The sequence below is a fragment of the Citrobacter sp. RHBSTW-00859 genome (assembly GCF_013729795.1).
GTDB classification, from domain to species: domain Bacteria; phylum Pseudomonadota; class Gammaproteobacteria; order Enterobacterales; family Enterobacteriaceae; genus Citrobacter; species Citrobacter braakii.
Map to the genome: position 1 here is coordinate 231,800 of NZ_CP056285.1, position 22,807 is coordinate 254,606.

40 protein-coding genes are annotated in these 22,807 nt (G+C 49.5%); 36 read left to right on the forward strand and 4 right to left on the reverse strand.

What is annotated here, in order from left to right; genetic code table 11:
- The first annotated feature begins 2 nt into the window (after window positions 1–2).
- The 23 genes from HV302_RS27230 to HV302_RS27345 all read left to right on the forward strand — a co-directional run bounded on the left by HV302_RS27230 (window position 3) and on the right by HV302_RS27345 (window position 12,666).
- Window positions 3–296, forward strand: a complete 294-nt coding sequence (locus HV302_RS27230) for a hypothetical protein (RefSeq protein ID WP_007372274.1) — start codon at window positions 3–5, stop codon at window positions 294–296.
- 94 nt (window positions 297–390) lie between these two features.
- Window positions 391–2,463, forward strand: coding sequence for an ATP-dependent DNA helicase DinG (dinG, locus tag HV302_RS27235; protein ID WP_016241562.1), 2,073 nt, complete (start codon window positions 391–393; stop codon window positions 2,461–2,463).
- 20 nt (window positions 2,464–2,483) lie between these two features.
- The gene (locus HV302_RS27240; RefSeq protein ID WP_016241561.1) at window positions 2,484–2,804 is read left to right on the forward strand and encodes a hypothetical protein; all 321 of its coding nucleotides are present in this window, start codon (window positions 2,484–2,486) and stop codon (window positions 2,802–2,804) included.
- Window positions 2,805–2,891: 87 nt separating this feature from the next.
- Window positions 2,892–3,314, forward strand: coding sequence for a hypothetical protein (locus HV302_RS27245; protein WP_024196082.1), 423 nt, complete (start codon window positions 2,892–2,894; stop codon window positions 3,312–3,314).
- Between the two features lie 81 nt (window positions 3,315–3,395).
- A complete protein-coding gene (locus HV302_RS27250; RefSeq protein ID WP_007372277.1) occupies window positions 3,396–3,560 on the forward strand; it encodes a hypothetical protein in 165 nt (54 codons plus the stop codon).
- Window positions 3,561–3,586: 26 nt separating this feature from the next.
- Entirely contained in the window at window positions 3,587–3,982 is a 396-nt protein-coding gene (locus tag HV302_RS27255; protein ID WP_024196081.1) for a hypothetical protein, read from the forward strand.
- A 181-nt stretch (window positions 3,983–4,163) separates the two neighbouring features.
- Complete coding sequence (locus HV302_RS27260) at window positions 4,164–4,355, forward strand: hypothetical protein (protein ID WP_016241560.1); 192 nt, start codon at window positions 4,164–4,166, stop codon at window positions 4,353–4,355.
- 130 nt (window positions 4,356–4,485) lie between these two features.
- A complete protein-coding gene (locus tag HV302_RS27265) occupies window positions 4,486–5,181 on the forward strand; it encodes a hypothetical protein (protein ID WP_007372278.1) in 696 nt (231 codons plus the stop codon).
- Window positions 5,182–5,203: 22 nt separating this feature from the next.
- Window positions 5,204–5,401 carry a Lar family restriction alleviation protein gene (locus tag HV302_RS27270; RefSeq protein WP_032155220.1) on the forward strand — a complete coding sequence of 66 codons (198 nt, stop codon included), beginning with the start codon at window positions 5,204–5,206 and terminating at the stop codon, window positions 5,399–5,401.
- A 52-nt stretch (window positions 5,402–5,453) separates the two neighbouring features.
- Window positions 5,454–5,912 carry a hypothetical protein gene (locus HV302_RS27275; RefSeq protein ID WP_008786599.1) on the forward strand — a complete coding sequence of 153 codons (459 nt, stop codon included), beginning with the start codon at window positions 5,454–5,456 and terminating at the stop codon, window positions 5,910–5,912.
- 147 nt (window positions 5,913–6,059) lie between these two features.
- Window positions 6,060–6,200 (forward strand): hypothetical protein, encoded by a 141-nt coding sequence (locus HV302_RS27280; protein WP_007372281.1) that lies wholly within the window; start codon window positions 6,060–6,062, stop codon window positions 6,198–6,200.
- Between the two features lie 15 nt (window positions 6,201–6,215).
- Window positions 6,216–6,848 (forward strand): hypothetical protein, encoded by a 633-nt coding sequence (locus HV302_RS27285; RefSeq protein ID WP_007372282.1) that lies wholly within the window; start codon window positions 6,216–6,218, stop codon window positions 6,846–6,848.
- Between the two features lie 457 nt (window positions 6,849–7,305).
- A complete protein-coding gene (locus HV302_RS27295; RefSeq protein ID WP_008786597.1) occupies window positions 7,306–7,980 on the forward strand; it encodes a hypothetical protein in 675 nt (224 codons plus the stop codon).
- Window positions 7,977–8,441: a hypothetical protein gene (locus tag HV302_RS27300; protein ID WP_008786596.1), complete on the forward strand. Its 465-nt coding sequence runs from the start codon at window positions 7,977–7,979 to the stop codon at window positions 8,439–8,441. Before HV302_RS27295 ends, HV302_RS27300 begins: the two co-directional genes overlap by 4 nt.
- A 138-nt stretch (window positions 8,442–8,579) precedes the next feature.
- Window positions 8,580–8,819 (forward strand): type II toxin-antitoxin system CcdA family antitoxin, encoded by a 240-nt coding sequence (locus HV302_RS27305; protein ID WP_007372285.1) that lies wholly within the window; start codon window positions 8,580–8,582, stop codon window positions 8,817–8,819.
- A gap of 2 nt (window positions 8,820–8,821) precedes the next feature.
- Window positions 8,822–9,130, forward strand: a complete 309-nt coding sequence (locus HV302_RS27310; RefSeq protein ID WP_007372286.1) for a CcdB family protein — start codon at window positions 8,822–8,824, stop codon at window positions 9,128–9,130.
- 8 nt (window positions 9,131–9,138) lie between these two features.
- Window positions 9,139–9,309, forward strand: coding sequence for a hypothetical protein (locus tag HV302_RS27315; RefSeq protein ID WP_007372287.1), 171 nt, complete (start codon window positions 9,139–9,141; stop codon window positions 9,307–9,309).
- A gap of 154 nt (window positions 9,310–9,463) precedes the next feature.
- Window positions 9,464–10,018 (forward strand): hypothetical protein, encoded by a 555-nt coding sequence (locus HV302_RS27320; protein ID WP_007372288.1) that lies wholly within the window; start codon window positions 9,464–9,466, stop codon window positions 10,016–10,018.
- Between the two features lie 69 nt (window positions 10,019–10,087).
- Window positions 10,088–10,705, forward strand: a complete 618-nt coding sequence (locus HV302_RS27325; protein ID WP_007372289.1) for a hypothetical protein — start codon at window positions 10,088–10,090, stop codon at window positions 10,703–10,705.
- 22 nt (window positions 10,706–10,727) lie between these two features.
- Window positions 10,728–11,258 carry an HAD domain-containing protein gene (locus HV302_RS27330; RefSeq protein ID WP_016241557.1) on the forward strand — a complete coding sequence of 177 codons (531 nt, stop codon included), beginning with the start codon at window positions 10,728–10,730 and terminating at the stop codon, window positions 11,256–11,258.
- 301 nt (window positions 11,259–11,559) lie between these two features.
- Window positions 11,560–11,847: a glutaredoxin family protein gene (locus HV302_RS27335; protein WP_016241556.1), complete on the forward strand. Its 288-nt coding sequence runs from the start codon at window positions 11,560–11,562 to the stop codon at window positions 11,845–11,847.
- A gap of 10 nt (window positions 11,848–11,857) precedes the next feature.
- On the forward strand, window positions 11,858–12,256 hold the full coding sequence (locus tag HV302_RS27340; RefSeq protein WP_007372292.1) for a hypothetical protein: 399 nt from the start codon (window positions 11,858–11,860) through the stop codon (window positions 12,254–12,256).
- A gap of 83 nt (window positions 12,257–12,339) precedes the next feature.
- Window positions 12,340–12,666, forward strand: a complete 327-nt coding sequence (locus HV302_RS27345) for a hypothetical protein (protein WP_007372293.1) — start codon at window positions 12,340–12,342, stop codon at window positions 12,664–12,666.
- Between the two features lie 362 nt (window positions 12,667–13,028).
- Here HV302_RS27345 and HV302_RS27355 read toward each other — a convergent pair whose 3' ends face one another.
- On the reverse strand, window positions 13,029–13,367 hold the full coding sequence (locus tag HV302_RS27355) for a hypothetical protein (RefSeq protein WP_007372294.1): 339 nt from the start codon (window positions 13,365–13,367) through the stop codon (window positions 13,029–13,031).
- Between the two features lie 237 nt (window positions 13,368–13,604).
- Here HV302_RS27355 and HV302_RS27360 point away from each other — a divergent pair, with 237 nt between their 5' ends.
- The 4 genes from HV302_RS27360 to HV302_RS27375 all read left to right on the forward strand — a co-directional run bounded on the left by HV302_RS27360 (window position 13,605) and on the right by HV302_RS27375 (window position 15,537).
- The gene (locus tag HV302_RS27360; protein WP_007372295.1) at window positions 13,605–14,048 is read left to right on the forward strand and encodes a hypothetical protein; all 444 of its coding nucleotides are present in this window, start codon (window positions 13,605–13,607) and stop codon (window positions 14,046–14,048) included.
- 118 nt (window positions 14,049–14,166) lie between these two features.
- Complete coding sequence (locus HV302_RS27365; RefSeq protein WP_007372296.1) at window positions 14,167–14,508, forward strand: hypothetical protein; 342 nt, start codon at window positions 14,167–14,169, stop codon at window positions 14,506–14,508.
- 158 nt (window positions 14,509–14,666) lie between these two features.
- Window positions 14,667–15,221 carry a hypothetical protein gene (locus tag HV302_RS27370; protein WP_007372297.1) on the forward strand — a complete coding sequence of 185 codons (555 nt, stop codon included), beginning with the start codon at window positions 14,667–14,669 and terminating at the stop codon, window positions 15,219–15,221.
- Window positions 15,222–15,270: 49 nt separating this feature from the next.
- Window positions 15,271–15,537, forward strand: a complete 267-nt coding sequence (locus HV302_RS27375; protein WP_007372298.1) for a hypothetical protein — start codon at window positions 15,271–15,273, stop codon at window positions 15,535–15,537.
- Window positions 15,538–15,604: 67 nt separating this feature from the next.
- On the opposite strand, the gene HV302_RS27380 is transcribed toward HV302_RS27375, so the two are convergent.
- Genes HV302_RS27380 through parS form a run of 3 tightly spaced genes read right to left on the reverse strand, consistent with a single transcriptional unit; the run spans window position 15,605 to window position 16,774 of the window.
- Window positions 15,605–15,835, reverse strand: a complete 231-nt coding sequence (locus tag HV302_RS27380) for a hypothetical protein (protein ID WP_007372299.1) — start codon at window positions 15,833–15,835, stop codon at window positions 15,605–15,607.
- 43 nt (window positions 15,836–15,878) lie between these two features.
- A complete protein-coding gene (locus HV302_RS27385) occupies window positions 15,879–16,337 on the reverse strand; it encodes an RES family NAD+ phosphorylase (protein ID WP_008786589.1) in 459 nt (152 codons plus the stop codon).
- Complete coding sequence (gene parS / locus HV302_RS27390; RefSeq protein ID WP_007372301.1) at window positions 16,334–16,774, reverse strand: type II RES/Xre toxin-antitoxin system antitoxin; 441 nt, start codon at window positions 16,772–16,774, stop codon at window positions 16,334–16,336. Before parS ends, HV302_RS27385 begins: the two co-directional genes overlap by 4 nt.
- A gap of 154 nt (window positions 16,775–16,928) precedes the next feature.
- Here parS and HV302_RS27395 point away from each other — a divergent pair, with 154 nt between their 5' ends.
- The 9 genes from HV302_RS27395 to HV302_RS27435 all read left to right on the forward strand — a co-directional run bounded on the left by HV302_RS27395 (window position 16,929) and on the right by HV302_RS27435 (window position 22,710).
- Window positions 16,929–17,246 (forward strand): hypothetical protein, encoded by a 318-nt coding sequence (locus HV302_RS27395; protein WP_016241555.1) that lies wholly within the window; start codon window positions 16,929–16,931, stop codon window positions 17,244–17,246.
- A 41-nt stretch (window positions 17,247–17,287) separates the two neighbouring features.
- Window positions 17,288–18,130 carry a hypothetical protein gene (locus HV302_RS27400; RefSeq protein WP_007372303.1) on the forward strand — a complete coding sequence of 281 codons (843 nt, stop codon included), beginning with the start codon at window positions 17,288–17,290 and terminating at the stop codon, window positions 18,128–18,130.
- Window positions 18,102–18,380 (forward strand): hypothetical protein, encoded by a 279-nt coding sequence (locus HV302_RS27405; RefSeq protein WP_007372304.1) that lies wholly within the window; start codon window positions 18,102–18,104, stop codon window positions 18,378–18,380. Before HV302_RS27400 ends, HV302_RS27405 begins: the two co-directional genes overlap by 29 nt.
- 59 nt (window positions 18,381–18,439) lie before the next feature.
- Window positions 18,440–18,883: a hypothetical protein gene (locus tag HV302_RS27410; protein WP_007372305.1), complete on the forward strand. Its 444-nt coding sequence runs from the start codon at window positions 18,440–18,442 to the stop codon at window positions 18,881–18,883.
- Between the two features lie 286 nt (window positions 18,884–19,169).
- Window positions 19,170–19,334, forward strand: a complete 165-nt coding sequence (locus HV302_RS27415; RefSeq protein ID WP_007372306.1) for a hypothetical protein — start codon at window positions 19,170–19,172, stop codon at window positions 19,332–19,334.
- Window positions 19,335–19,901: 567 nt separating this feature from the next.
- Window positions 19,902–20,744: an HNH endonuclease signature motif containing protein gene (locus tag HV302_RS27420; protein WP_007372307.1), complete on the forward strand. Its 843-nt coding sequence runs from the start codon at window positions 19,902–19,904 to the stop codon at window positions 20,742–20,744.
- Window positions 20,745–21,165: 421 nt separating this feature from the next.
- On the forward strand, window positions 21,166–21,417 hold the full coding sequence (locus HV302_RS27425; protein WP_024196080.1) for a hypothetical protein: 252 nt from the start codon (window positions 21,166–21,168) through the stop codon (window positions 21,415–21,417).
- A 455-nt stretch (window positions 21,418–21,872) separates the two neighbouring features.
- A complete protein-coding gene (locus tag HV302_RS27430; protein WP_181627504.1) occupies window positions 21,873–22,394 on the forward strand; it encodes a hypothetical protein in 522 nt (173 codons plus the stop codon).
- A gap of 46 nt (window positions 22,395–22,440) precedes the next feature.
- Window positions 22,441–22,710: a hypothetical protein gene (locus tag HV302_RS27435; protein ID WP_008786584.1), complete on the forward strand. Its 270-nt coding sequence runs from the start codon at window positions 22,441–22,443 to the stop codon at window positions 22,708–22,710.
- Window positions 22,711–22,807: the final 97 nt, after the last annotated feature.

A 22,807-nucleotide genomic window follows, 5' to 3' on the forward strand; every position in this document is an offset into this window, starting at 1 on the left:
TTATGGCAATCGACACAGTTTACCGCCTGCGGCTCGATTTCGACGTGTATAACGGCGATGTCATCGACACCAAAGAGCAGGAAGACAAAGACCAGATCTCCATTGCGAAAATCACCCAATTTATCTTCGATGCCTCCGTTCGGCTCAAGCTTGATGCCTGCGAAACCAGCGATGGCGGGCCAGCACATGGGCCTTACTGTGTTCTTGAGCACTGCAACCGAGCTGTACTGGAACAGGCCGAAACTGAAATTAAACGCTATGTGAGACGCTTTAAAGGCCATTCACTGGAAGACTGATGAACCCGGTACATCCACCAGCATGAGGATGTACCTGACTTCGATAGCCGCTGCCGGGCTGTGCCTCCTGAGCAGCAGAGGACAAGGTACGGATATGCCAGACAATAAACCCCGGATGACTGCCGCTGAAATGACTGAGCGAGCCTATCACTTCTTCCTGGACGCAAAGGGTCTGTCCCCTCGTGCCGGGCAGGTAGACATGATGGCGTTTTGCAGCGCAGTCGTTAACGCTACCCCCGCTGAGGAGCAGTATCGCGTCGGGGTTATTGAGGCCGGTACGGGGACAGGGAAAACACTCGGGTATTGTCTGCCGCTGATCCCCCTGGCGATGGAAAAGCATAAGACGCTGATCATCTCCACGGCAACCGTTGCGCTTCAGGAACAAATCATCTCCAAGGATCTGCCAGAAATACAGGCGAGAGCGGGCCTGAGCTTCTCCTATGCGATGGCGAAGGGCCGTAGCCGTTACTTCTGCCAGATGCGCTGTGACGTTCATATGGAAAGCGAGATGAATGCCTATGGCTACATCCGCGATGATGTGGAGGATATCAGCAAGGCCTTTGCTGGTGGTCACTGGACAGGAGAGCGTGATTCCTATCCTGATGAGATCAATGAGGCGGTATGGGGTCGGGTCAATGCTATTGGCAGTCAGTGCCCTAAAAAGCGTTGCCCACATTATCACCGTTGTCCGTTCTTCCTCGCCCGCGCCCTGCTGGAGTCGGTGGATGTGGTTATCGCCAACCATGACATCGTATTGTCTGACCTGTCACTGGGAGGCGGTATTATCCTTCCCCCGCAGGAAGAGTCCATTTATGTGTTCGACGAAGGTCACCACGTTCCGCAGAAAGCAATTAACCACTTTGCGACCTCCGCCTCTCTCGATGCCAGCAGGCATTTCATGAGCGAAATCTTCGACATGGTAATGACCATGCCAGAGTCCTACGGCGGGACTATGGAAAAGCACGTGCAGCAGCTGGTGGAGCTTGCGGGCCATGCCGGTGATGAGCTCGGTGAGCTGCGGGGGACACTTTTACGCTCCCTGAACTGGCGAAACGATCACGAAATGCCAAATGGCACGGAATCGGACATCTATCGCTTCCCGGAAGGTTTCGTTCCTGAAGATATTGCGGCCCTGTTTAAGCCTGGGTTAAAGACAGTAAACGAGATGCAGAATATCGTTGTGAAAATGACGGCGATTGTAGATGAGGCCGGGCGGGATATCAGCGAGGAAGAACTGGCCCTTCAAAAGATGGCTGTCGGCGAGCTGGCAAATCGCCTGGCGGGTATGCATCAGGCTCTGGCCTCATACTGCGGGAATAAAACCGTCTCTGGTATGCCTATGGCCCGGTGGATTAACGTCCGTCGTACTAAACGCAGCACCGAAGTGGTGATTAATTGCAGTCCGGTCTATGCGGGCGAACACCTGAAATCCGAGCTCTGGTCGAAGGCTTATGCCACCATTGTGACCTCGGCAACAATCCGCTCCCTTAGCAAGTTTGACGCATTCCTGGAGCAGGCCGGTCTTCCAGTCGATACACCTACCCTGCTGGCCCGCAGCCCGTTTGATTACCAGAACAACGGCGTGTTGTTCATCCCCCGTATGCGCTCGGTTCCGACCAATCATGAAGAACATACGGCGGAGATCATCGAACTCCTTCCCAAACTGGTGCTTCGGCTTCAGGGTTGCCTCGTGCTGTTCGCCTCCCGCAGGCAGATGGAAGAAGTCAGCAAGGCGATGCCTCAACACATTTCACCGCTTCTGCTGATACAGGGGGCACTTCCAAAACGGGAAATACTGCTGCGCCATAAGCTCAGAATCGACCGTGGTGAGCCGAGCATTATCTTTGGTATGGCTTCTTTCAGTGAAGGGGTGGATCTGCCTGGCGTGTACTGCAACAACGTCATCATTGCCAAGCTGCCTTTTAGCGTTCCGACCGACCCGGTGGGCCAGACCCTGACGGAGTGGCTGGAGAAAAACGGGCGTGATGCTTTCCGGGAAATCTCGATACCGGAGGCCTGCCTCAAACTGACCCAGTCCGTTGGTCGGCTTATCCGCACAGAGAGCGATACCGGCGCGGTGACTATCCTGGATAAACGCCTGAAGACAAAAGCCTACGGGAAAGACATCCTCGCATCCCTGCCCCCTTTCAGGCGCGAAATTCGTTAATCAACAGTCGAGAGGTTGCTATGCATAAAATTGAATGCCCACGCTGTCTGGGTGGTAAGGGTGAGATCCGAGCGTTCCGGCACGTTCAAGGCGGTGTGTGTTTTCGCTGCAAGGGCCGGGGGTATGTCGAGGTGAAAACCATCCCGAAGCCTTCTATCCGGTTTGTTGCTATGCAGAAATGGGCAAATCCAGAGGACGTTAACTACAACAATGGGGATTTTATCAGGACGTTCTATTTCAAGGCCCGAAGTCAGGCTGAAGCAACAAAGAAGCTTCAGAAAAAACTCGGCGCGTCAGGTCGTGAGTTTTATGCCACTCCTGCGGATGATGTCCAGCAATAAATGGGGGCGTTTTGTAGTGGTTTATTCACTCTGAAATCTATCACTCTGGTTATGATTGGTTTCGAAACAAATGACAGGTGGTAACACATGAAAAACCAGGCTAAAACACAACATTCTGTTTTTAAGTTCATTCGAGCTGCGATTCCGGTAACAGTTCTATCGGCTATACAGTACGCTGTCATTTCTACATTGCTGGTGGTTGGAAAAATTGACCTTCAATGGTCGGAACTCGCTACATCACTTCCGTTATGTATTATTGCAATATTCTCAACAGCATTTGTATTTTACGACCCAAATGAATATGAGTACTTTCTTTCAGTGCTGGGAATGCTTACCGTTTGGGTTTTAGTGTTTATTGCATCAATACTCCTACTTGTAATCGCGCGAGGTTTTTCCTTCATCACAAGCAATTATGTAACATATGCTGAATTGGCTTCCTATTCCATACAGATAGGAATGATGATTGTATTTTACTTCAAGAGGGATAGTCTTAATCAACAGACCCTATAGATACAGTATTTCGCGATTAATATTATCATTGAACATTAACGCACAAAATTTACCCCCACGTCATACAAGGTTACCGATGCAATGAAAAATAAAATTATCGATGCAAAACTTGCATTTTTTAAAGTAGAGGGAACTCCAAGTACTGGTCACGTTGTGGTTATCGGGAAACCATCATCTGGGAAAAGTTTCTGCCTTACTGATGAAATAACGCGTTTGTTAAAAGCAGGTAAAAACCACGAAAATTAATTTGAATATTGCAAGCGGGGTTTGCTATGACATCAATTATTACCACTTTATATGAAAAACTTTCATTTCGTGTGCTCGCAGTTCCGCTGATTATTTTCAGCATTGAATTTTTGATATGGGCAGTGCTTATTCGAGAAAATGTTATATCCGGGGACTGGCCTTTGTATAGAACTTGTTTGTTCGCTTGTTTTTCCTCGCTGATTATAACTGGATTCACATTCCAGAATCCTGAAGGCAGTGATTTCCTAAAGGCAGCAGCAGGTCTCCTTGGATGTCTGGCCTTGGGGGGATTGATAATTATTATTTATTATATTGGCACTCTCGAATTTCCGATTATCACTGCCAAGATGGTTTGGATTTTCATGATGGCAAGCTTTACGTCTCAGCTTTTCACTTGCCTGATGAAATCGATGACTGATTAATTTGAAGTTCAGCAAAAACAATTGCAGAGCAAAGTTATTTATTCACTCATTTTGCGATCTAAGTATGCTTACGCTGAAGTAACCGAAAAGTACCTTTCTTGAAAAGTTTTTTCGGGATTTTAGGAGAAATGGATAATGGCATTCTCACTTACTTTCCATCAATACATTCTGGAGTAATAACATGTTTACTTTAGTTCTCGTGATTGGGCTTTATTCAAGTGGTCTTAATCCAAGTGGTGTCACCTCTCAGAAAATACCTGACTACAAAACCTATGATGAATGCCAGAGTGCCGCGCCTAAAGCAAAGCGTGGGGAAACTATCACCATCTTAAGTTATTGCATTCCCCAGCCTGCGGATAAGACAAAGGCGTAAAGGCTTCGCTATATGTGAATTATCGAAGGGGTGTCCATTTCATACCCGATTACTTCGTCAATTGTCGACCGGTGGGATAATAGGATTAAAACAGTTTTTAGCTTCACGATATTATGGAGAAACCGCCGTCATGCACCCATTCGATTCGGTCAGAGTAAAACTGAGTTTTGCCGGAAAGCCACCAGCGGCTTTACTGCAAAGCGCCCTATTTCTTGAAAATCAGCGTCCCGAATCCTCCAGTTGGAGCGACCCGGGCACGGCGGGTAATACACTGCTTCGCGACATCCTCCGGTCACAACCGGTTGAACTGAGCACTCTACAAGGCGTGGTTAATCTGACTACTGGCAACCTCGGTAAAGCCGAATGTAGTGAGTTGCTTGCACTGATGGGCCTTCGTAGCTTCGGTGAAGAAGCTGCTGAGTTAATGGTTCGCAATGCGTCAATGGTTTTTGCGAGTGGACAGGCTAATGCAAAGAACCTGATTCGCATGGAAGTCACTAAATCACACCTTACTTCTGATAAGCAGGTCATTGTCAGTACTGAAACCCTTGAGCGGCGTATGTACGTCATGAACAGCAACGGTATCTGCTTCGTCGTTGAGCCTGAGATCTGCCTTGATGCCGAGAAACTGCCGGGCGCGGATTTCTTTATCACTGAAGACGAAATGGATGCTGCGGGCGTGAGCCGCTGGGGTGAAAACGGCAGTCAGCACTGGCGATGCATGGTTACCTGGTTCAATGGCAGTAGCACCATCATGAACGAAATGGGACACATGTACGAGCTCGGTGATGAACCTGAAATTCGGCTCAATAGCTTCGGTGGATAAAGCCCACCAGCGAGGAAATACGATGAGACACGATAACGTCAAGCCCTGCCCTTTCTGCGGTTGTTCATCTATCCGGGTTCGGGAGATTTCGAATAATTTTCGCGCCTGCTGCAATTCCTGTGAGGCCACGGTGGCGTTTCAGGACTCCGAACAAGCCGCTGTGACGCGCTGGAATACCCGCGCTGAAGAGAAACAATCTGGCGGACTCCAGTCAGCATAAATTAAGCCCCGGGCTGCTCTGGGCCTGAATACCGATAAGAGGAAACACCGACATGAAATTTTACATCAGCGACGTTTTATGGAAATCCGGGCAGGCATTCATTTTCTCGTTTGTCACTGCTCCGGCAGTTGCGTTACTGCTCATTCTGTTCTGCACAGTTCTTACCAGTTCACCATCCAAGGTCTTCCTCGATCAGGCCCGTAGTCTGGTTGGAAATGCCACCAGCACCTCGGTCATGGTTTGCCCTGAAGAGAAAGCAGTGTTTGCCGCGTTCCGCTCCTCAGAATGCCAGCGACACGTGGTGAATGCCGATGATGCCATTAAACAATGGGACTCGCTGTTGCTCAAAGGCTACCTGATAGTGGCGGGTATCGCTCTTATCTGCTGGATGGTAAGCGAGGCAGTTAACTACCGCAGAAAGCCGTGGCGCTATGGGATCCGTCCCTCTGATATGACATTTAGCTATACAAAACTCGTGCCGAAAGAATCCGATGATGACGCGGATAAATAACCACTCATTTAGCACGGCAGACAGCCGGTCAATGCCAGCAGCACAGGGGGCAGTATGGGTAGACCTACAGGCAATATCGTCAGACTCACAAAATCAACAGGCCGCAGCAGCGACTTTTTCGGGCCATGTGAGTTGTGTGGAAAACATATGTCAGAAGCATTCCGTACCCGAAAAGCGCGTGAGTGGCAGCGTGAAAATGGCGAACTCTATTACGGCCATGATTCCGCCGTCATGTATGCACATGAAAAATGCATTCTGAATCTGGAAAGCAAATTTACCTCAAATTAACGACTGGTGAGATTTATGAAAATACCTCTGGGTAAGACGTTCCCAATTTTTTTTATCTTATTGGTGGTGGTGCTGGGGGGCGCTATCGCCGAGAAACTGCTATGGGAGGGACACCTCTATCCCGATTTTCTTATCAGTGATGCCTATGTGGCGAAAGATACTCAATTGCAGGCCAGTAACGACACAACACTGTTGAAGCAGTGCTACGCTCAGCACTTAACTGGATGTGAAAAGTATTATAGAAGCTTCAGCCAACTGGAGGTCAGGGGTAACGATCTCAAGTCGCTGTGTAAAGTCCTGACAAATAACACTGATCTGGACGTCTTTCAGAGTGATGCTCAATTGCTGGTTCGTTGCTCACGATGGAATGTTTTCCGTGTAATTCCATTTAAACCTACAGATAACGCAACTGATAAATTTAAGCCAATGGTCGATATGGTTGGGAGCTGGATGGCCTACAACCGGCTCTCAAAAGAGCTACTTCATGAAGATCCGGTCGATATCTTTTTTGTTGGACTGGATGAGGGAAAAAAGCAACTATCCCTGAAATATTGCTTTACCGGGGTTGATCAAATTCCTCCTCAAGTAGCTTTCCAGCGATGTGACACCGAGTCGGATACGACTAAAACCCAGAGTGACAAATCATGATGACATTTCTCGCTAATTTGCATCGCCATACTACGGCCTGCCGCAGCTTCGCATTCTTCACTCTGGTCTCCGGCCCGGCGATTGCTTTATTTATCACGTTCATCTGCATGAACTATTCAGGTTCACCTTCAGCGCATCTGGTTAGTGCAGCCAGGGCTGTCATTGATGGTGCTCCGGTCGGCAAACTAATGGTATGTACCGAAGAGCCACAATCCACGACTCCCCCGACACTTATCGAATCTCCCTGCGTTCGCGAGGCGGTCGATGAATCAATAGTAACCGCGAAGTGGGATTCAAACTTCCGAATGGTTTACGCAATGCTTGCTCTGCTTTCTTCTGTTATCTGGTGTCTAGTGAGCGCCACACGAGCGAACATATTCAAGGACGCTAAACCCCCTACTCGATAAGCCTGTCAATTCTCAAATAAAATGATGAAAAGTTGTGAAATTAAGGAGTGATGATGAACATAAATTACAGTATTAATAACAGTGTGCTCATGATGATGAGTGAGTTTATGATTACAGCTTTTGTAATCGTAATACTTTTTGTGATTGTATTAGTATATAACAAAGCGTTTAAGTCTGAATTAAGCATAAAAATATTTTGTTTTAGTCAGTTAACAGCCATTTTCATTTCCGTATTAGAAATAACAACAAAAAGAACAAATGCTGGAAGTATCAGTATTACATGGAGTGACGGCATCCATCAGTTTTATACTCACGTTTTTCTGGGGTTTGCTTTTTCTTTCTTACTTTTTTTGCTTGGTCTTTATGACTACAAAATGAAAGGCAACAAAGATGGTTTAAAGGATTGCAAAAAACATGTTTTACCGTGTTTCATAGGGAGTTGGTTCGTATTAATAATATTCTTTTTCTCCGCTTCGCCTTTGCGCTATGAGGAGAATTTGATTACGGATGCTCGCGTCGTAGCTTCGGATCCCAATCGAACCACAATTATCTATGCTGATGGGTTCTACTGGCTATTTGATATGGATAGAAATGAATTTGATAAGTCTATATCCAGAGAGATAGTCAGAGGCAACTACAAGATGTTATGTACTTCAGATACACCAGCTACCTGCTGGGCGGGCAGAAAATTCCCCAAAAACACATCACTGGATAAAGTTTTATGAAAGATTGTAACGCTGAGAAATATAGCTATTCATGTCTTTTCGCAGCGGTATTTAGACCAGGTGAAATGCCTGTCATTTCCGCGTTCCGGGCGCGGTATTGGGCTCTAATCATTCGATGGGCATTGCGTTTCGGTTACACCGTTTGCCTGATTGGCAGCACTGGAACCGGAAAAAGTTACCTCATCGAAAGAACGCTACCAGGACGGATCATTGATGCCCGACTGTTACTGGTAAAGAATGATTGGCATGGCCCTGTGCCATTCAGTTTGCGCGGTGCAAAGCCCGGCCCAGTTGGCATTGATGAGTCGTCCAGCTTTTCAGAGGAAACGCTGCGTCAGAACGCGGAGAACCTGAAAGAAAGAGGGGTAGTGTATACAGCACAAAGCATTGATAAAGCAGCTAAAGTTGCAGCCAACCTGCCAAACAGGCGTGTGTTGCTTATCATGATTGGAAAAACGTAGCCTCTGCGGTCTAGGCCATCTGACCTGCTGAACTGACGCAGTAGACTCTCTCGGAGGCAAACAAATTTGCTGGTGGGATAAAATGGGCGCATACTTAAAGCACGTGTAATCGACACGTGCTTTTTTATTGGAGGACACATGCAGGCTACAGCTGCTCGCCAGAAAAAAACCGTCAGTGTCACCCTTGAGCCAATGCTCGTACAGCAGGCAAAAGACGCTGGGATTAACTTGTCCGCCACGCTGGCAGAAGCGCTTCAGAGCAAACTGAAGGCCAGTGCAGCGGAAGAATGGAAACGACAGAATCGTGCTGGTATTCAGGAGTTGAACCGCATCACTGAAGAGCATGGGTTACTGTCTGACGAATACAGGACGTTCTGATAATGCAATATACCGTTTACCGCAATCCCGGCAACAGCCAGGCATACCCTTACCTGCTGGATATACAGAGCGACATCATTGGCGAGTTAAATACCCGCCTGGTGATCCCCCTTCATCGGCTTAAAAAAGGAGCCTCGGCCCCGGTTGCGCGATTAACTCCGGTCATACAGGTGGAAGGGAATGACGTTATCCTGATGACGCATGAAATGGCTTCAGTCCGCGTGAAGCAGCTCGGTCAGGCGGTCATGGACGCATCTCCGTTCCGGCACACTATCAAAAGTGCGGTGGACTTCCTGCTGGATGGTTTCTGACAGAGATAATGAGCGAGAAAATGATGAAGCAAAATGAACTGCTGGAAGTGGCAAAAGCCATGCGCGATTATATTGATGCCCTCCCTACCGATGTCGTTGCAGCATTACCGGTGATGCCGGGATTTGATCGAGACTGGGCCGACGAAGTCATTTACGAAGCCGAATCCGCCAGCAAATAACCCCCCGTCTGCGCCCGTTTCATCTGAATTCGGGCCGTCACAATCTTTCTGATTTTATTGAGAAAACAGCCTCTTTTTGTCCCCTTTTTTCCTTCGTCAGCAGACTCAGTCGTTCGATAATAAAAACAGACCAACACAACCACTGAGGTGTTTCATGTTAGCGATTATCCCGGCAGCAGGCACTGACAAGGTTTTTAAAACCTCCCTCAAACACGTGCTCGATGAGGACTTCCTGTTTGCAATGGCTTCAAAAGCAAGCGCGACGTACATTTCATCCCATATCAGCGATGACGGTGAGGGCACAGTGTTTTTCAGTCTGAGCGACTGGGATAACCTCAAGCCTTCCTTATCGGCTGATGGCTGGGATGGCGATACGATGCCCGGCTTCATTGATTTGCTGGATGCAATCGCAGCGCAGGGCTATAACACCGTCGAATTCCACATTTCTCACCCACTGGTGGTTGGCGCGGTCTGGTTCACCGATGAGTATTACTTCACGGTTACCCCGCTGGCGTATGACCTTGCCACGCTGGATGGTCAGTTTGTTCTGCCGGATGGCTCTTCCTACCGGCTGGATGACCTTGATGAAGTCAGCTATGACGAAATGACCGACTACTTTGACGGCATTATCGAAGTCGATGGCGATACCATGCTGGGTGTAAAGCGTAACGACGATGACACCGTAAACGTCAGCAAAATCGAAAGCTAACCCCTCCTCCCCGGTGTCGGTATCCGCCGCGCCGGGCTATTTTCCTGCCATCATCCTCTGGAGTGTTTCATGAAAGACCGTTTTTATCTGGTCAGCTTGCGTGACACCGTTGGTAGCAATACCGCTTTTCATAGCCATCACGGCAGAGGTTACAGCACCGATCAGCGTAATGCCCGGGTTTACACCCGCGAGGAAGCACAACGCGCATGGAATACGGGACGGGAGTTTGACCTGCCGGTTGATGCCGATGCAGTCGACCGCCATCTCGTGTTTCATGTTGATCATCAGTTTGTACCGGGAAAAACCATTCTCTCCGAAAGCGCCACCAAATATGTCGGCTTCGTTAATGGCCAATGGGACGGAAACGATCTGTTCTGGCTGGCTGATGCGGGTACTACCACGGATTTTTCCCTTGCCAGAGTTTTTGACTCACCACAGGCAGATAGACCTGATGTCGTCTGGTTACCCCATCACATCCCTGACGCTGCAAAGCGCCCTACCTTCAGTGTTGAGCGGATAGACCGCCGTAAAATGACGCAGGGGGCCGGTCTGCTGATGCCTGCCTGGCTGAAACGCCAAAATCGCCGACAGTCAAAGGGGCTGACTCGCTGGAATTGCCCCGGGTGTGGCCGTATTTCATGGCAACAGAATCCGTATGATTTTGATGGTTGCCGGTTCTGCATATAGTCAACTACCGCGAGAGGCCTCTATGTTCCGATTATTACAGAAGTGGTTAGTCAGGTTTACCTGTCAGGACGATATAGATTGTATGTCGACCCGGCGCTCTGCGGGCGAGTTCTGGCTGGAAATAGATGCCCGTCGTCACTGGATTTTCCTGGACATCGACGGTGTACTCCACCGGGCGGAAAACGGGTCACTGGAGTTTATGCCTGTGCTGGATCACGTGCTGACGCAATGCCCGCAGACGGGAATTATCCTTTCCACAAACTGGCGTACCGGCGTACCCCGGGAGATGGTGCTGAGTCATTTCCCTGCGGGTATACGCGATCGGATTGCTGGACTCAATCCCGATCTGGATGGGCTGGTGAATAACCACGTGCGTTATCACGAATGCATGGCGGTCGTTAAACGGTTCGGCCTACAGCATTACACCTTCGTGGACGATACCGCTCGACTCTTTCCAACTGACTGCCCTGCCCTGTTCCTGACTCACCGGCACGAGGGGCTGAATGCAACGCAGGGTAGCGCTTTGATAGACCGGATTCGGTTAATGAAATGACCGGTTTAAGGCTGAATACAAATTATTAATGAGGATGCGTTATGAATGAAATCCCACAATACGTCTATGACCTGATCGGTATTTGCCTCTTTGTTGGAATGTGGGTCGGAGGCGTTCTGCTTATTTGGTTTATTTTCTCTAATGGAGAGAGCGACGAATAGCCAGGCAACTGGCGCAACTGATGTTGCAGGATGGCCCCAACAATATCTTACCTGCTTACGCTCTGATTACCCGCGCAACGCTTCGTCAGAAGCGGAAAGCTGGGATAATGAATATATCCCGTATACACCAGGCTATCCCAATGAAAATTACTGTGTTTACTGCCCCTGATTGTCCGAAATGTCGCATGACGCTTACCCGCTTTTCTCTGGCTGGGGTGGACGTGAATGAGATCCCGCTGGTGGACAACGCAGATCTCGTTCGCCTGACACAAAATACCGGTGCGCCGCTGGTGGTGGTGGTCAACGATTCGGGCCGTGTGACGGGTTGGGGTGGGTTCCGGCCAGATCTTATTGCGACAACTGCCAATGGCTGGAGTGTCGGGTCACTCGATATCCCCCCGTCGCTGGTTAATCACGTCCTTCACTGAGGTAAACGCCATGCACAATATCTCTGTCGAAATCCCTGCGGCCCTCGGCGTACATCCTCCTTCAGGAGCGGATGTCGTGCTTATAGACGATCTGAATAACGCCCTCGCCGGTGCTGGCTTACCGCAACTGAAGATAGAGCCGATAACGTGGACACCGCCATCAGGCCGACCGGTGATCTACCGGTCTGAGGTTCCCGATATCCTGCGCATTGCAGGTATAAACCCTGACACCTCTGACATGGTGAAAACCTTCTGTTCCGGGCCACTGCCGATTGACGATAACGAGCTGGATGCCCTTCTGGAGATGCGCGAACGGGACGGTCATAGCGAAAGCTTCAGGATCGCGCTCTGTGGGGCGCTGGACGCGATTCTCATTCGACTCTACTCAGCAGAGCGTCAGCTTCGTTGAAACGCCAGTAAAGACGCTGGTGGCCTCATATGAGGTATCAATCGGCTCGGTTCCGTCTCAATAATTTAAAGAGAGCACGGTATATGAGTCCTGAAGAAGAAAAAGTGCTGCATCAGCGGCTGATACAGCTTGGCGATATGATGGGGGATGGCCTGCACTATGAGCGCGACGGTCAATGGATCACCCGGGAGTACAAAGCCACGTTGCGGGCGCTGGGGCTTTTGAAGGCTCCCAAGCGTAAGCATAACCCGACCAAAACACTCGCTGTGGATGAGCGAATGGCACAACGTGTGAAGGACGTAGCCTGTACCCAGTGCGCCGGGAAACTGAAACAGGTGCGCTCCGGGTCTCTGAAAGCGCAATGCACCCGGTGCAAAACCAAGTTCACCCTCCTGAAAACCATTAAGTAACTATACCCGCAGCTGGTGGTCACCCCACCAGCATAAAATATACCCGAAACTGTGACACCTGCGCTTGCCTGCCTCAATGTCGTGATAGCTGACAACCCCCACGAAGAAAACAAACCTCACACCTGCGATCGTCGTGATGCAACGATTTTGTCGAGCCAATTATATGAAGAGACTGTTATGAAAGACTTCCATTTCCTGTATGTCGAACTCCTGGTCGAATTGCTTCGACTGGTCAATTTTCTTCTGCCGTTGTGGTTTGGTAGTTGAAAATAGCAGGTAATACCCGGGCAAGACCTTCCCGTTTTTTTAAAATAAAAGGGCGCACATAGCGCCCTGTCAGAAAGGTATTTTGAAGCAGCAGACTACTTACGAAACTCCCATTGTTTAATCAGCTTTTTGACAAACGTCTCGCCATAGATCTCATGTGACTCCATGTATGCACAAAGCTGTATCAGGGTCATCATGCCATCGCGAAGGGTATCGCATGACTCGTTACGGCAATAGGCCGTGAGTTTGTACATATTCGCCCCGCAAACGTCCGGGTTGTAGAGATTAACAATCAGGCTTGCCGCGAATTTCTTTCTCTCTGCGATAGCGCCCAGATAAGCCAGCTCCCTTTTCAGGTCTTCCGGGATAGGTGTGACAGCACACGCTCGCGGGTTCAGGTTTATCTGGATATGGTCAAAGTCGAGTTCCTGCATTGTCCTGGTTCCTTCTGCTGATATTCGGTATCCGTCTGCCGGGCCACACGATTCTGCATGTAATGCCCTTCATATCACCATTGTACCGGATACCTGCAATTTGCCCCGTAACTACCGGTGCTGATGATAAAAAATATCTTTATTTTGCGAACGATATACACCAGTCCGTCCTGATTTCGTCAGCTGAATTGTGCCGGGTAAGCTGGTTGCCATGTGAGTGACCTAATGGAGAACACCATGCAGCACACTGCAACCACACACCCGCAACCGGCTAACACCGTGAGTATCGTCAGTACGACCTACGGTCAGACGCTGGTGGTACTGAACGGGAAATGTCTCTACTGCGCACCACCAGAGCGAGGAGACGAAGCCCGGCAGCTGGCATCAACCACTGCCGGGGCACTCAACGTGCCGGTCGATGTCGTCCACCTCGATACATTTGCTACCGATACAACCGAAAGCCAGCTGATGGCCCGCTTTGAAAACCAGAATGCCGGGCCGTGGTATAGCCATGCGTTTACCATCGCGTTCAGTGTTGAATACCCGGCGAAGAGTAGCGATGACATTCCACCAGCGGAATTACACCGTGCATTGATGAAGCGGGCCAGAGAGTTTACCGGTGATCTGGATGCGCTGGTGGAAGCCTGCGGGGCATCTTATGACAGTTATCAGATGGGGTAACTCCTGCTGGAAATGACCGCATTCTGCTGGCGTTTTCAATGAGATATCGCCAGCCGCTTTGGTAGAGTTTTCCAGATAGCAAGCGAACATCATAGCCAGTGGCAAGAGGTAAACCTATATGAATTCTGTCTGTCTTGATTACGAGAAAGTGGATTTTCTGGCGAATCTCCTGATCCCCACCCTCGCCAGACACCCCATCAGTAACAGTTTCCCGGAGCGCGGCCTCGCACTTAAGGAAAAGCACCCTGAGCTGGTGGGCTGGCCCGAGCGCAAACTGGGTGAAGTGGAAAATTACCAGAATGCACTGTCCAGACAGCTACCGAGCCTGAACAGCATGTCCTTGCCGGAGTTTATCGACTTCATTCTCACCCCGCATGTCGCGGAGTATGTTCTTGAGCAGGTTGGCACTCCGCTTGCTGAAGAAACCATGCAGCTGTTTATGGCGAAAGTGAAGGCATAACGCGGTTTTCAGCCCCATATACTCCAGATCATAACCGGCCTTAATGGTCGGTTTTTTTTGTGAATTTTCTGCCCCGAAAGCCTTCGTCACCTGCGGGGAGCGTGGTTAACTGGTTATGTAAACAAAACGAACAACACACATAACTACAGGGGTCTACCATGTTAAATCCAGCTATCTGCGCCATGTTCATGTTTCAGGGCTTCCAGCATGAAGTCTCCCGTCTGACCGCATTATCAGTGGCTAATCCTATCCCCCTCACCTTCAACTGTGACAGCGTACAGACAATGATCTGTGAAACGCTGGCTGGTGGCGAAATTGAATGTGCTCACTGGATGTTGGATGCCGCAGAGCAGATCTGTAAAGCCTGCGAACCTGCGTATCAGGCATCTGAAGAACCGGGAGTCTGGTACTACGACATTGCTGAACGTCTGGGCGCTGAAGTGGCCTGCCGTTGCGTAAAAGGTGATATCAGCACTGACCAATTGGTCGCTGTTGCAGTTAACCTCACTGAGTCATGGAACACGCTGAGCGAAGACAGCAATCAGGAGCCTGATTGCGGATCATATGAAAATACCGTCAGGACGTTGGTAGAACGTGCTGATACAGCAGAAGCGGCTTGCGTAGAAGCAGTCAGAATCCTTGATGGTGGTGAGCGGCAGGCGTTATCAAAGGCGATAGCAATTCTTCGCCCTGTGGCCGCAACGTTGCAGTAGATAGTGGCAGAACACCAATACACACAACACTCACTACAGGAAAATGACCATGAAACTCACCGTATCGACTCGCCCGGTAAGAATTGAAGGGAATTATGTCTCTGTCGTCTTTAATCGTTCCCATAACTCCATGCCGGAAACAGCAGAGGTTAAAAATGCCGATCAGGCGCGGGCATTCATCAACGATTACATCGCCCGTAATATCAACGAAACGCCGATGCATCTGGTGCTGACAAAAGAGGGCCGGGCATTTGGCGGGTTCGACGCGCTGAATAGTAGCCTTCCGCCCGCGATTGAATCATCAACCCGTTTGTAATGACTGACTGGTGGCGCTCAGTGAGGAGCGTCACCCGGCATCACGGAGGGAGTTGCAAGAGTTCTGATTAGCCTTTCCTGACCCACGCCCAAAGCATCGCACCCGCCAACACCGTCAGCATCAGAGCAAACACGGAACCAACCAGACTCGCATCGCCATTCTTGCCGGAGTAACCGCAGGTTTGAGATGCGTCACCAACTGCCTGACAAATTGAATCGGGATCAAGTCCCCAGTAGACAAAGGCGAACAAGGCAATTACAGAGATAAACGCTTTAGCGACTTTCGCTTTCTGAATCATCAGAGACACCTCAGTTCGTCAATGCCGGGGAGTTGCCTGTGTGTTATTTCAGGCGGGAATCAAACCGGAACGGAATTTTCTTAACCGTAGCCATCAGGTCAAAGAGTTCAGGGTGTGCCGGATTCAGCAAGTAGTTAAATTCAACCGGAGACAACGCACTTGGAATACGCAGCGCGATAGAAGAACCGCTTTCAGCCCAGTTATCACCGTAGAGCGCCAGCTCAGCAGGAGCATCCTCACTCGCCCAGTTATCAGGGAGACGGCTCATGTCGAAGGTCTGGATCTGATCATCCGGTACATCAAGACTCAGCAGTGTAAAGTCGTCCAGTAACTGCGGCGCGTGAATGTGTACCAGCGTTTCAAGCATGGTAAGGCTGGCCGTTTCAGACAGGTAGACCATTGCAGTGCCTACGCTGTTCCAGCGGCCCCCCGTTTCTTTCGCACCCAGACCAGACCACGCAGTCATCAGATAACGGGTCTTGGTCAGTCGGTAAAGGATCACGAGTATACCCCGTGCTCAATACGCGTAATCAGGCGCATCACTTCAAGCGCACCTGTCTCAGAAGAAACAAGCTCTGCCGGTGATTTCCAGCTCAGACCACGGTTCGCTTCGTTCAGCCATTTGTGCGCCGCTTCTTTGTCACCTTCAAACAGCTCTACAGCGCGTTCAATTACGCGGATAATGCGCACCAGACGTTCGCTCTGATCGGCAGTGAAACGGTCTTTGATGCTACGATTAAACGTCGTATTAGGTATACCCGACATTTTGCGCAGCTCAGACGGCGTGATGTTAGCCCATTCAGAAATGTGCTTAGCTACTGTGCCATCGAGACCGTGATTGATTTTATCCATCAGCGCGATACCGTCATTATCCAGCCCAGCAACCTGCCATAAGCAGTGCTGATTCGTTTTGGTAACGTCTGGAGAAAAAACTTTCATCGTCATAACTAGCCCTCCCATTTGGTAATTCAATTATACCATATGGAACACTAACGGCAATCTTTTAACCATCAGACAACCTCAGCGCCCTTCGTCACCAGCCCCACCTGCCAGATAATAGGTCAATAACGACAAAACTATGACAGGGGGCATCATGCCGAATCTCTTACGTTATGACCAACTGGACTCCTCACGTCAGCCAGCAGCGCGGGCATCAGCCGCTAGTGGCGAATTATGGTGTGCCCGCAACAACGTAAAAAAGCAGGCGGCAGCGTCAAAGGCCGCAATTCACCAGGCAATCAATGATCAGCACCGCATTACCCGGCTGCGAAACACCTTTTCGCTCGCGAAGGATATGCGTGAAAAGCCGGTCGTCTGGATTGAAAAGCGCATCCTCGAAAATCTGTGCATGTTCAATGAGCAGGACGATATGTACCTGTTCACGCAGCAGAACTTTGTCAGCAAACTCTGAACCTCCGGCCCGGCTCGTCGGGCCATTAAAAGGAAACCGATATGACAGACTTCATTGATAAACTGGCAGCGAATGGTGTGGCCTTTACCCTTCAGGACGGACGAATCATCGTTGAAGGCGATCTTCGTGTCGGGTTTACGCTTGAGCCAGAAGATCCGGCAATTCCCTGCGACTATATTCCCGCGAATCTGACCGTGACGAACACCCTGACCATTCTGTCGGGCATTCATAGCATCCCTGCCGGGCTGGTGGCCCGCAATCTGTTTATCAGCTACTCTGAGCTGGAATCTCTCCCTGACAACCTGACCATTACCGGTACGCTCATGGCGAATTCTTCACGTCTTAAGTATCTGCCGGAAAATCTGACGGTGGGCCGCGTTCTGGACATCATGTGTACTGATATCGCCTATCTGCCGGATACGCTGAAAGTAGCTGGCAGTATGATGCTGTCAAACACCCGTATTACCACTTTGCCGGATAACCTGCATCTTGAAGAAAATCTGGCCCTCGAAGCCATGCCGTTGCAAGCGTTGCCAAAAAACCTGAAAGTGGGCCACAGCCTGTATCTGGATGCTGTGGCTCTGAAGCGGATCCCTGAGTGTATATCGTGCCCCGTGATTAACCTGGTTAACCCTGGTAATTTTGAAAATGTCGCGTCAGTCACCGGTATCGGCGGAAAGCCTAACCGCCATGTCTATGCGCTACGTACAGCGCTTGGCGTTCGCGTATGCATGTACGATTTGTCTGTAGACCCGGAAATATTTGGTCTGCTGGTACGTGGCATCTATGATGAACCCACGGCTGAACTACTTGATAAGGCCGCACAACAATGTATTCAGCGTCTGGAGGATATGTATGCTTCTGAAAACGCAGTTCGGCACTGACTCGGGTATGATTTATACCCGGAAGGTGTATCTGCATTACACCGACACTGACGGGCATTCACGCAGCAAGCTGATAAAAGGTTACTACTACCCGGGCGAAGTCCCGGTTGAGTCGTTTTCAGAGCGGGCACTTGCTCCTGGTATGCGCCAGCTGTTGAGTTGCCGCTGCGGCGCAATAAACTGGGTCGCAACTGGTGGTATCAACGAATACCAATGCGACTGCTGCGCAAAGGAAATAACCGTTTACTGACGGTCTGCACGGGGATACCGTTCGACCGGCATACCCATGACAATAAGAGCAGGTGCTAAATGACAAAAGAAGAATCACAATTTTATGCTGGTGCAATCTGGGCCGCATCGACCATTTACCGGATGCATTCTGACTCGGTGGTAGCGAAAGATTTTCTCCGTGAAATTAACGATCTGGATGTGGCAGCAAAATGTGGTGCTGAGTACGACGTTCTCCCATTACGCCTGTTTGTTTTGCGCGATTTACCATTGGGCCACGATGCGGATTATGAAGCCATCAGCTTCGGGCCGGTAGACCGTCACGGCAATATCATCTGCGATCACTCTCAGACTTCGGTCACCGATATCTCCGGCCAGCGAGCGTATGGGGTTTATGCCCGCCGTGCGGGTGAGTCGAATCTGACGCTCATCGACAATCTTGATGATGAAGAAGAAGCCGAACCACTGGCGAAGGTGCTGGCTGAACAGCTCCAGCAAATCAAAGAAGGTCGCTACGATATTTAAGCGTTAGACCACGTACTGCTGGTGGCAATACACTGGCGATTAAGGGGGTTAAGTGACTTAAATGATCCACTGACCTGTCTGTGTAAAGCCTGTTTATCCCAAAGCCGTCTGGTTCACCAGGCGGTTTTTTTATGCCCGGAATAGCAAGCACAACACAAAACGAAACCGATATTATCTTTCTGAAAATACAGGGCTTTTTATGCCCTGGTTTTCTTCGTCACCTGAGTCACTCACCAGATACTGGATACAGAAGCCACAACATGTAACCCGTTATCAGGAGCGACCCATGAAAGCACAAGCTGTTCGTAATCACTCTTTTGGCTCACTGAAGCTCAGCGCAAGCAATGCGGCAGCAGCCGCGCTGGCGCACCCGGTAACCCATTTCTTCATGCTGTTCGCCATCGTGATGTACCTGGTCTATGGCGGTGTAGTACTCGGCATTAAGCCGTAGCATTCCCTGTGGCCGGTCGCCCAACCGGCTTTGCCTCCAACCCTTCTGGAGGTAGTTGTTAACTTCCCCGGTAAACCGGGGATTTTTTTACCCGTAGTTCCAGCGTTCGCCACTGGAGCTAAAACCCACCAGAGCGAATTCCGTAACATAAGCGCTTCTTCTACGTCCGATCAGTACCTTACCCTATGAGCAACCCGTCACACTCTGCTAGCCTTCCTCCCGGAATGAACGACACTCTGATGTCCCTATATATCGAACCGGATATGCCTGGTATCGATGATCTCGTTATAACAATTATTCGGCTTCGGCGTGAGGGCTGGACAGCATCTGAACTGACTTTCCGTATACTTTCGTCAGTTGCATATCAGGTGATTCCTCCAGAGGCGTTTACCGACCCTAAGCATCACCTCCTGAAAGAGTATGTCAGTTTGTCCCGTGAGTTCGGCCTAGTAAGCGGGGCAAGACATAATGCTCACCTCCGTGGTGTCATTCGCAGAGGGATAATGTCGGGAATAGATAGAGCAGAGGTAATACGCCGCGTTCTTTTCTCCCCGCACTATTCAGAACATGAGGAAGATAACCAATCTGATTCGTTCCCTCGTTCGTCGTAACAACCGGGTGGCATTAACGCTTTTTCCCCGAATGTTCCGGTACAAAGCCTTTGGCGTGGTTGAAACAGGATCTGGTTATCCGCGACGGCCTGAACATCAGGAATCCAAAGTTTGTCTACTGGCAGGATATCTCAGAGTCCAGGAAGAAATTCGTGCTTCTCAGGCCCGTCTGGCTTTACTAAATACTGAAATCGAAAAGGAGAATGCTCAGGAGTACGCACGTAACAAAATTCCGGCATCACGGTTGGCTCACTTCAGGCTCTGGTTCACTCGCCGATTTGGTAATGACACATCCCGTTTGATTGAGTCCGTGGACACCTACTGCGAGGAGCAGAATCCAGTAATGGATGAGCAACCGGCTGTATTGCCATTACCACGCGGTCACCTCCCCCATGCAGATATCCGTATGCGCTCCCCGAGCTTCCGCCGAGAGGTTAGCGTTCGCGATGTGCATGTCCAGTCTCAGTTCCGTGAGTTGGTGGATAAGAATTTCGGAAGCCTGTGCGCGGTATCGGGCAAACACCTCAACGGTGTGCTGGAGGCAGCACATATTGAACCAACATCCGTAGCAGGCTGCTATAACGCCAGTAACGGCATTTTGCTATCACCAACATTCCACAGGCTGTTTGACACAAACATGATGGGTATTGATCCTGATACACTACAGATTCACTTCGCCAGCGGTATAGAGTTCCCTGAGTATGAAGGGGTCTGTATAAAACCGTTGTTCTACAATCTGGATAAAAACAGGCTCGGGGCAAGATGGCTTGAATTTAAAGTGAAATCACCTGCGGAGTAAGCCCTCTCCCCTCTTCCATCTCCCTGCCCTATCCAATCTATTTATTGGAAAGGCATAGCAGCATGGAGATAAGTAGCACACAAGTAACTCACCGATAATTCACATAAAAACCATATCAAAACAAATCAATCAGTTTATCGCATTTCCTAGCGCACTTTTAATTCACATTTTATGGACTTTTAATCCAATCCTCTCCTGTTCACTTTGAATTTAAGTGATATCAGTGAATGATAAGGTACGAATAATTCACTAAATAACAACTATGTAAATTCAACAGCATAAAAACCAGAGCGCTATCTTCGGACTGGTTCCAGTAATTGATGGTTTGAGTCCGGCCCGCATGTCATACTGATTTATATCTTTCGTGTAGCCCTGCGGTAGGCACGATTTCATCCCAATACATCCAGTGGCATGTGACTATATGATCGACCAAGCAGAGTTAATGAAGAGTGTTTTAGCGGTTCTGCAAGCCAGAAACGTGTCATTATCAGAGAGCCCTACGCGAATTCTGATGATGCTTCCAACACGGTTACGCGTGAATGTCACTGTAATCGATGCTCAAAATGAACCGTTAACCGCGACACTGATGCTGGATCAGGAAGGTCAAGTGACCTGTAAGCTGGCAACAGACCCCGCTGATACCGTCGTTGATATCAGTCGATATAGAGTATGATTTAAATCTTCGCGTTCCAGCCAGCCGTTCCCAGCTTCGTTGTAGAATATTGCAATAAGCCAATCCCCAGCCAGCCCTGTAATGTAACCGAAGAAAATCGTGCGCAATGCGCACGTAAAAATGTCTGCCCGCCACGCGGGCAATCGCCGTCCAAAAGCTTCGCTCTCAAGCGAAGCAGGCACGGCATGTAAATTCGAATAGAGCCCTCACGGGGCGATTAGGCGAATTCGCGGCCCGCTAGGGCAAAGTCTCAAAGCGTATGGGGGTTAACACCCCCAAAACGCTGTGGAGACTGTTGTGGCTTTTCGGAACTACGATCCCGAAGTACTGACTAAGGGTTGCGGCTGCCACCAGCCCGGCTATCAGGCGACCCAACAATTATTTCTCCGTATCACTTCGTCACCTGCTCAAGGTGATTGAAAATAGAATCACAATTAGAAAGCGGGGAACACACAATGAACACTCAGACAAGAATCAAATTGAAAGGCCTCAAAATCTATACTGGCATGAGCCAGGAAACAGTCTGCTTTAACGCTACTGTCCTCTTCGACGGGCTGAGCATAGGTACAGCTGATAATGATGGGCATGGTGGCGAAACTCGCGTACTGTTCGAACCAGGAAAAAAAGAGCTGTTCCGCCAGGCCGAATCATATGCGAAGGGTCTTCTGCCAATCTGCCTTGGCGAACACAATGGCAAGCCATTTCTCATAGACTCAAACCTGATTGAAGTAATCGACCAGCTTGTCAGTGACGAGGAGCGTAACCGGAAAACTAAATCAAGTTTCAAGAAGGTTTACCGCAAGAAAATCTGCGTCTTACGCGAAGGTAGACTTTGGACAGTGGGCTACAAAAGCCAGGCTCAATACGCTTCATACATCGCACAAATCAAAAAAGAACATGGCCCTGATATCGTTATCCTGGACGATTTGGAACATGATGAAGTTTTCGAGCTGTACAGTAAGCACTTATACGCCTGACCATCAAGCGTGGTAGAATTGGATAATTCTAGCGCAGAGGATCACTATGAAAGTTAAAGAGCTTATCGCCCAGCTTCAGCTACACGACCCTGATGCTGTTGTCGTAATTGCCGGATTTGAAACCCAGAGTACTGGACTGGTTGCCGAGGCCGATACTATTAAAGAATGCGTGACAGTTCCTGTCCAAGCGGACAGCATGACGGGTGACCGTTCGTTGGCAAAGGAGGGTTCACCTTCTGTCTGGTTGGGATGGGGGAATGATTACCGCACGGAGTTCTTCGTTAGTGCCATCAACGACCCGGACGAATTAGCCTAACTATATCGAATACCCAAGAGCCTCTACTTCAGAGGCTTTTTTATTTGATGGGTCTTACGGGAAACCTTGTCATTCATTTACCAATAGTTGCAGGGCG

What these genes read in the sequence shown, in the direction of transcription:
- HV302_RS27430 (WP_181627504.1), top strand. Translation starts at nt 21,873, where the DNA reads ATGAACACTCAGACAAGAATCAAATTGAAAGGCCTCAAAATCTATACT.
- HV302_RS27300 (WP_008786596.1), top strand. Translation starts at nt 7,977, where the DNA reads ATGAAAGATTGTAACGCTGAGAAATATAGCTATTCATGTCTTTTCGCA.
- HV302_RS27230 (WP_007372274.1), top strand. Translation starts at nt 3, where the DNA reads ATGGCAATCGACACAGTTTACCGCCTGCGGCTCGATTTCGACGTGTAT.
- HV302_RS27435 (WP_008786584.1), top strand. Translation starts at nt 22,441, where the DNA reads ATGAAAGTTAAAGAGCTTATCGCCCAGCTTCAGCTACACGACCCTGAT.
- HV302_RS27330 (WP_016241557.1), top strand. Translation starts at nt 10,728, where the DNA reads ATGTTCCGATTATTACAGAAGTGGTTAGTCAGGTTTACCTGTCAGGAC.
- HV302_RS27340 (WP_007372292.1), top strand. Translation starts at nt 11,858, where the DNA reads ATGCACAATATCTCTGTCGAAATCCCTGCGGCCCTCGGCGTACATCCT.
- HV302_RS27320 (WP_007372288.1), top strand. Translation starts at nt 9,464, where the DNA reads ATGTTAGCGATTATCCCGGCAGCAGGCACTGACAAGGTTTTTAAAACC.
- HV302_RS27285 (WP_007372282.1), top strand. Translation starts at nt 6,216, where the DNA reads ATGAAAATACCTCTGGGTAAGACGTTCCCAATTTTTTTTATCTTATTG.
- dinG (WP_016241562.1), top strand. Translation starts at nt 391, where the DNA reads ATGCCAGACAATAAACCCCGGATGACTGCCGCTGAAATGACTGAGCGA.
- HV302_RS27365 (WP_007372296.1), top strand. Translation starts at nt 14,167, where the DNA reads ATGAATTCTGTCTGTCTTGATTACGAGAAAGTGGATTTTCTGGCGAAT.
- HV302_RS27295 (WP_008786597.1), top strand. Translation starts at nt 7,306, where the DNA reads ATGATGAACATAAATTACAGTATTAATAACAGTGTGCTCATGATGATG.
- HV302_RS27345 (WP_007372293.1), top strand. Translation starts at nt 12,340, where the DNA reads ATGAGTCCTGAAGAAGAAAAAGTGCTGCATCAGCGGCTGATACAGCTT.
- HV302_RS27335 (WP_016241556.1), top strand. Translation starts at nt 11,560, where the DNA reads ATGAAAATTACTGTGTTTACTGCCCCTGATTGTCCGAAATGTCGCATG.
- HV302_RS27275 (WP_008786599.1), top strand. Translation starts at nt 5,454, where the DNA reads ATGAAATTTTACATCAGCGACGTTTTATGGAAATCCGGGCAGGCATTC.
- HV302_RS27410 (WP_007372305.1), top strand. Translation starts at nt 18,440, where the DNA reads ATGACAAAAGAAGAATCACAATTTTATGCTGGTGCAATCTGGGCCGCA.
- HV302_RS27420 (WP_007372307.1), top strand. Translation starts at nt 19,902, where the DNA reads ATGAGGAAGATAACCAATCTGATTCGTTCCCTCGTTCGTCGTAACAAC.
- HV302_RS27370 (WP_007372297.1), top strand. Translation starts at nt 14,667, where the DNA reads ATGTTAAATCCAGCTATCTGCGCCATGTTCATGTTTCAGGGCTTCCAG.
- HV302_RS27405 (WP_007372304.1), top strand. Translation starts at nt 18,102, where the DNA reads ATGCTTCTGAAAACGCAGTTCGGCACTGACTCGGGTATGATTTATACC.
- HV302_RS27360 (WP_007372295.1), top strand. Translation starts at nt 13,605, where the DNA reads ATGCAGCACACTGCAACCACACACCCGCAACCGGCTAACACCGTGAGT.
- HV302_RS27315 (WP_007372287.1), top strand. Translation starts at nt 9,139, where the DNA reads ATGAGCGAGAAAATGATGAAGCAAAATGAACTGCTGGAAGTGGCAAAA.
- HV302_RS27325 (WP_007372289.1), top strand. Translation starts at nt 10,088, where the DNA reads ATGAAAGACCGTTTTTATCTGGTCAGCTTGCGTGACACCGTTGGTAGC.
- HV302_RS27395 (WP_016241555.1), top strand. Translation starts at nt 16,929, where the DNA reads ATGCCGAATCTCTTACGTTATGACCAACTGGACTCCTCACGTCAGCCA.
- HV302_RS27280 (WP_007372281.1), top strand. Translation starts at nt 6,060, where the DNA reads ATGTCAGAAGCATTCCGTACCCGAAAAGCGCGTGAGTGGCAGCGTGAA.
- HV302_RS27400 (WP_007372303.1), top strand. Translation starts at nt 17,288, where the DNA reads ATGACAGACTTCATTGATAAACTGGCAGCGAATGGTGTGGCCTTTACC.
- HV302_RS27260 (WP_016241560.1), top strand. Translation starts at nt 4,164, where the DNA reads ATGTTTACTTTAGTTCTCGTGATTGGGCTTTATTCAAGTGGTCTTAAT.
- HV302_RS27245 (WP_024196082.1), top strand. Translation starts at nt 2,892, where the DNA reads ATGAAAAACCAGGCTAAAACACAACATTCTGTTTTTAAGTTCATTCGA.
- HV302_RS27415 (WP_007372306.1), top strand. Translation starts at nt 19,170, where the DNA reads ATGAAAGCACAAGCTGTTCGTAATCACTCTTTTGGCTCACTGAAGCTC.
- HV302_RS27255 (WP_024196081.1), top strand. Translation starts at nt 3,587, where the DNA reads ATGACATCAATTATTACCACTTTATATGAAAAACTTTCATTTCGTGTG.
- HV302_RS27250 (WP_007372277.1), top strand. Translation starts at nt 3,396, where the DNA reads ATGAAAAATAAAATTATCGATGCAAAACTTGCATTTTTTAAAGTAGAG.
- HV302_RS27355 (WP_007372294.1), bottom strand. Translation starts at nt 13,367, where the DNA reads ATGCAGGAACTCGACTTTGACCATATCCAGATAAACCTGAACCCGCGA.
- HV302_RS27305 (WP_007372285.1), top strand. Translation starts at nt 8,580, where the DNA reads ATGCAGGCTACAGCTGCTCGCCAGAAAAAAACCGTCAGTGTCACCCTT.
- HV302_RS27270 (WP_032155220.1), top strand. Translation starts at nt 5,204, where the DNA reads ATGAGACACGATAACGTCAAGCCCTGCCCTTTCTGCGGTTGTTCATCT.
- parS (WP_007372301.1), bottom strand. Translation starts at nt 16,774, where the DNA reads ATGAAAGTTTTTTCTCCAGACGTTACCAAAACGAATCAGCACTGCTTA.
- HV302_RS27240 (WP_016241561.1), top strand. Translation starts at nt 2,484, where the DNA reads ATGCATAAAATTGAATGCCCACGCTGTCTGGGTGGTAAGGGTGAGATC.
- HV302_RS27375 (WP_007372298.1), top strand. Translation starts at nt 15,271, where the DNA reads ATGAAACTCACCGTATCGACTCGCCCGGTAAGAATTGAAGGGAATTAT.
- HV302_RS27425 (WP_024196080.1), top strand. Translation starts at nt 21,166, where the DNA reads ATGATCGACCAAGCAGAGTTAATGAAGAGTGTTTTAGCGGTTCTGCAA.
- HV302_RS27265 (WP_007372278.1), top strand. Translation starts at nt 4,486, where the DNA reads ATGCACCCATTCGATTCGGTCAGAGTAAAACTGAGTTTTGCCGGAAAG.
- HV302_RS27380 (WP_007372299.1), bottom strand. Translation starts at nt 15,835, where the DNA reads ATGATTCAGAAAGCGAAAGTCGCTAAAGCGTTTATCTCTGTAATTGCC.
- HV302_RS27310 (WP_007372286.1), top strand. Translation starts at nt 8,822, where the DNA reads ATGCAATATACCGTTTACCGCAATCCCGGCAACAGCCAGGCATACCCT.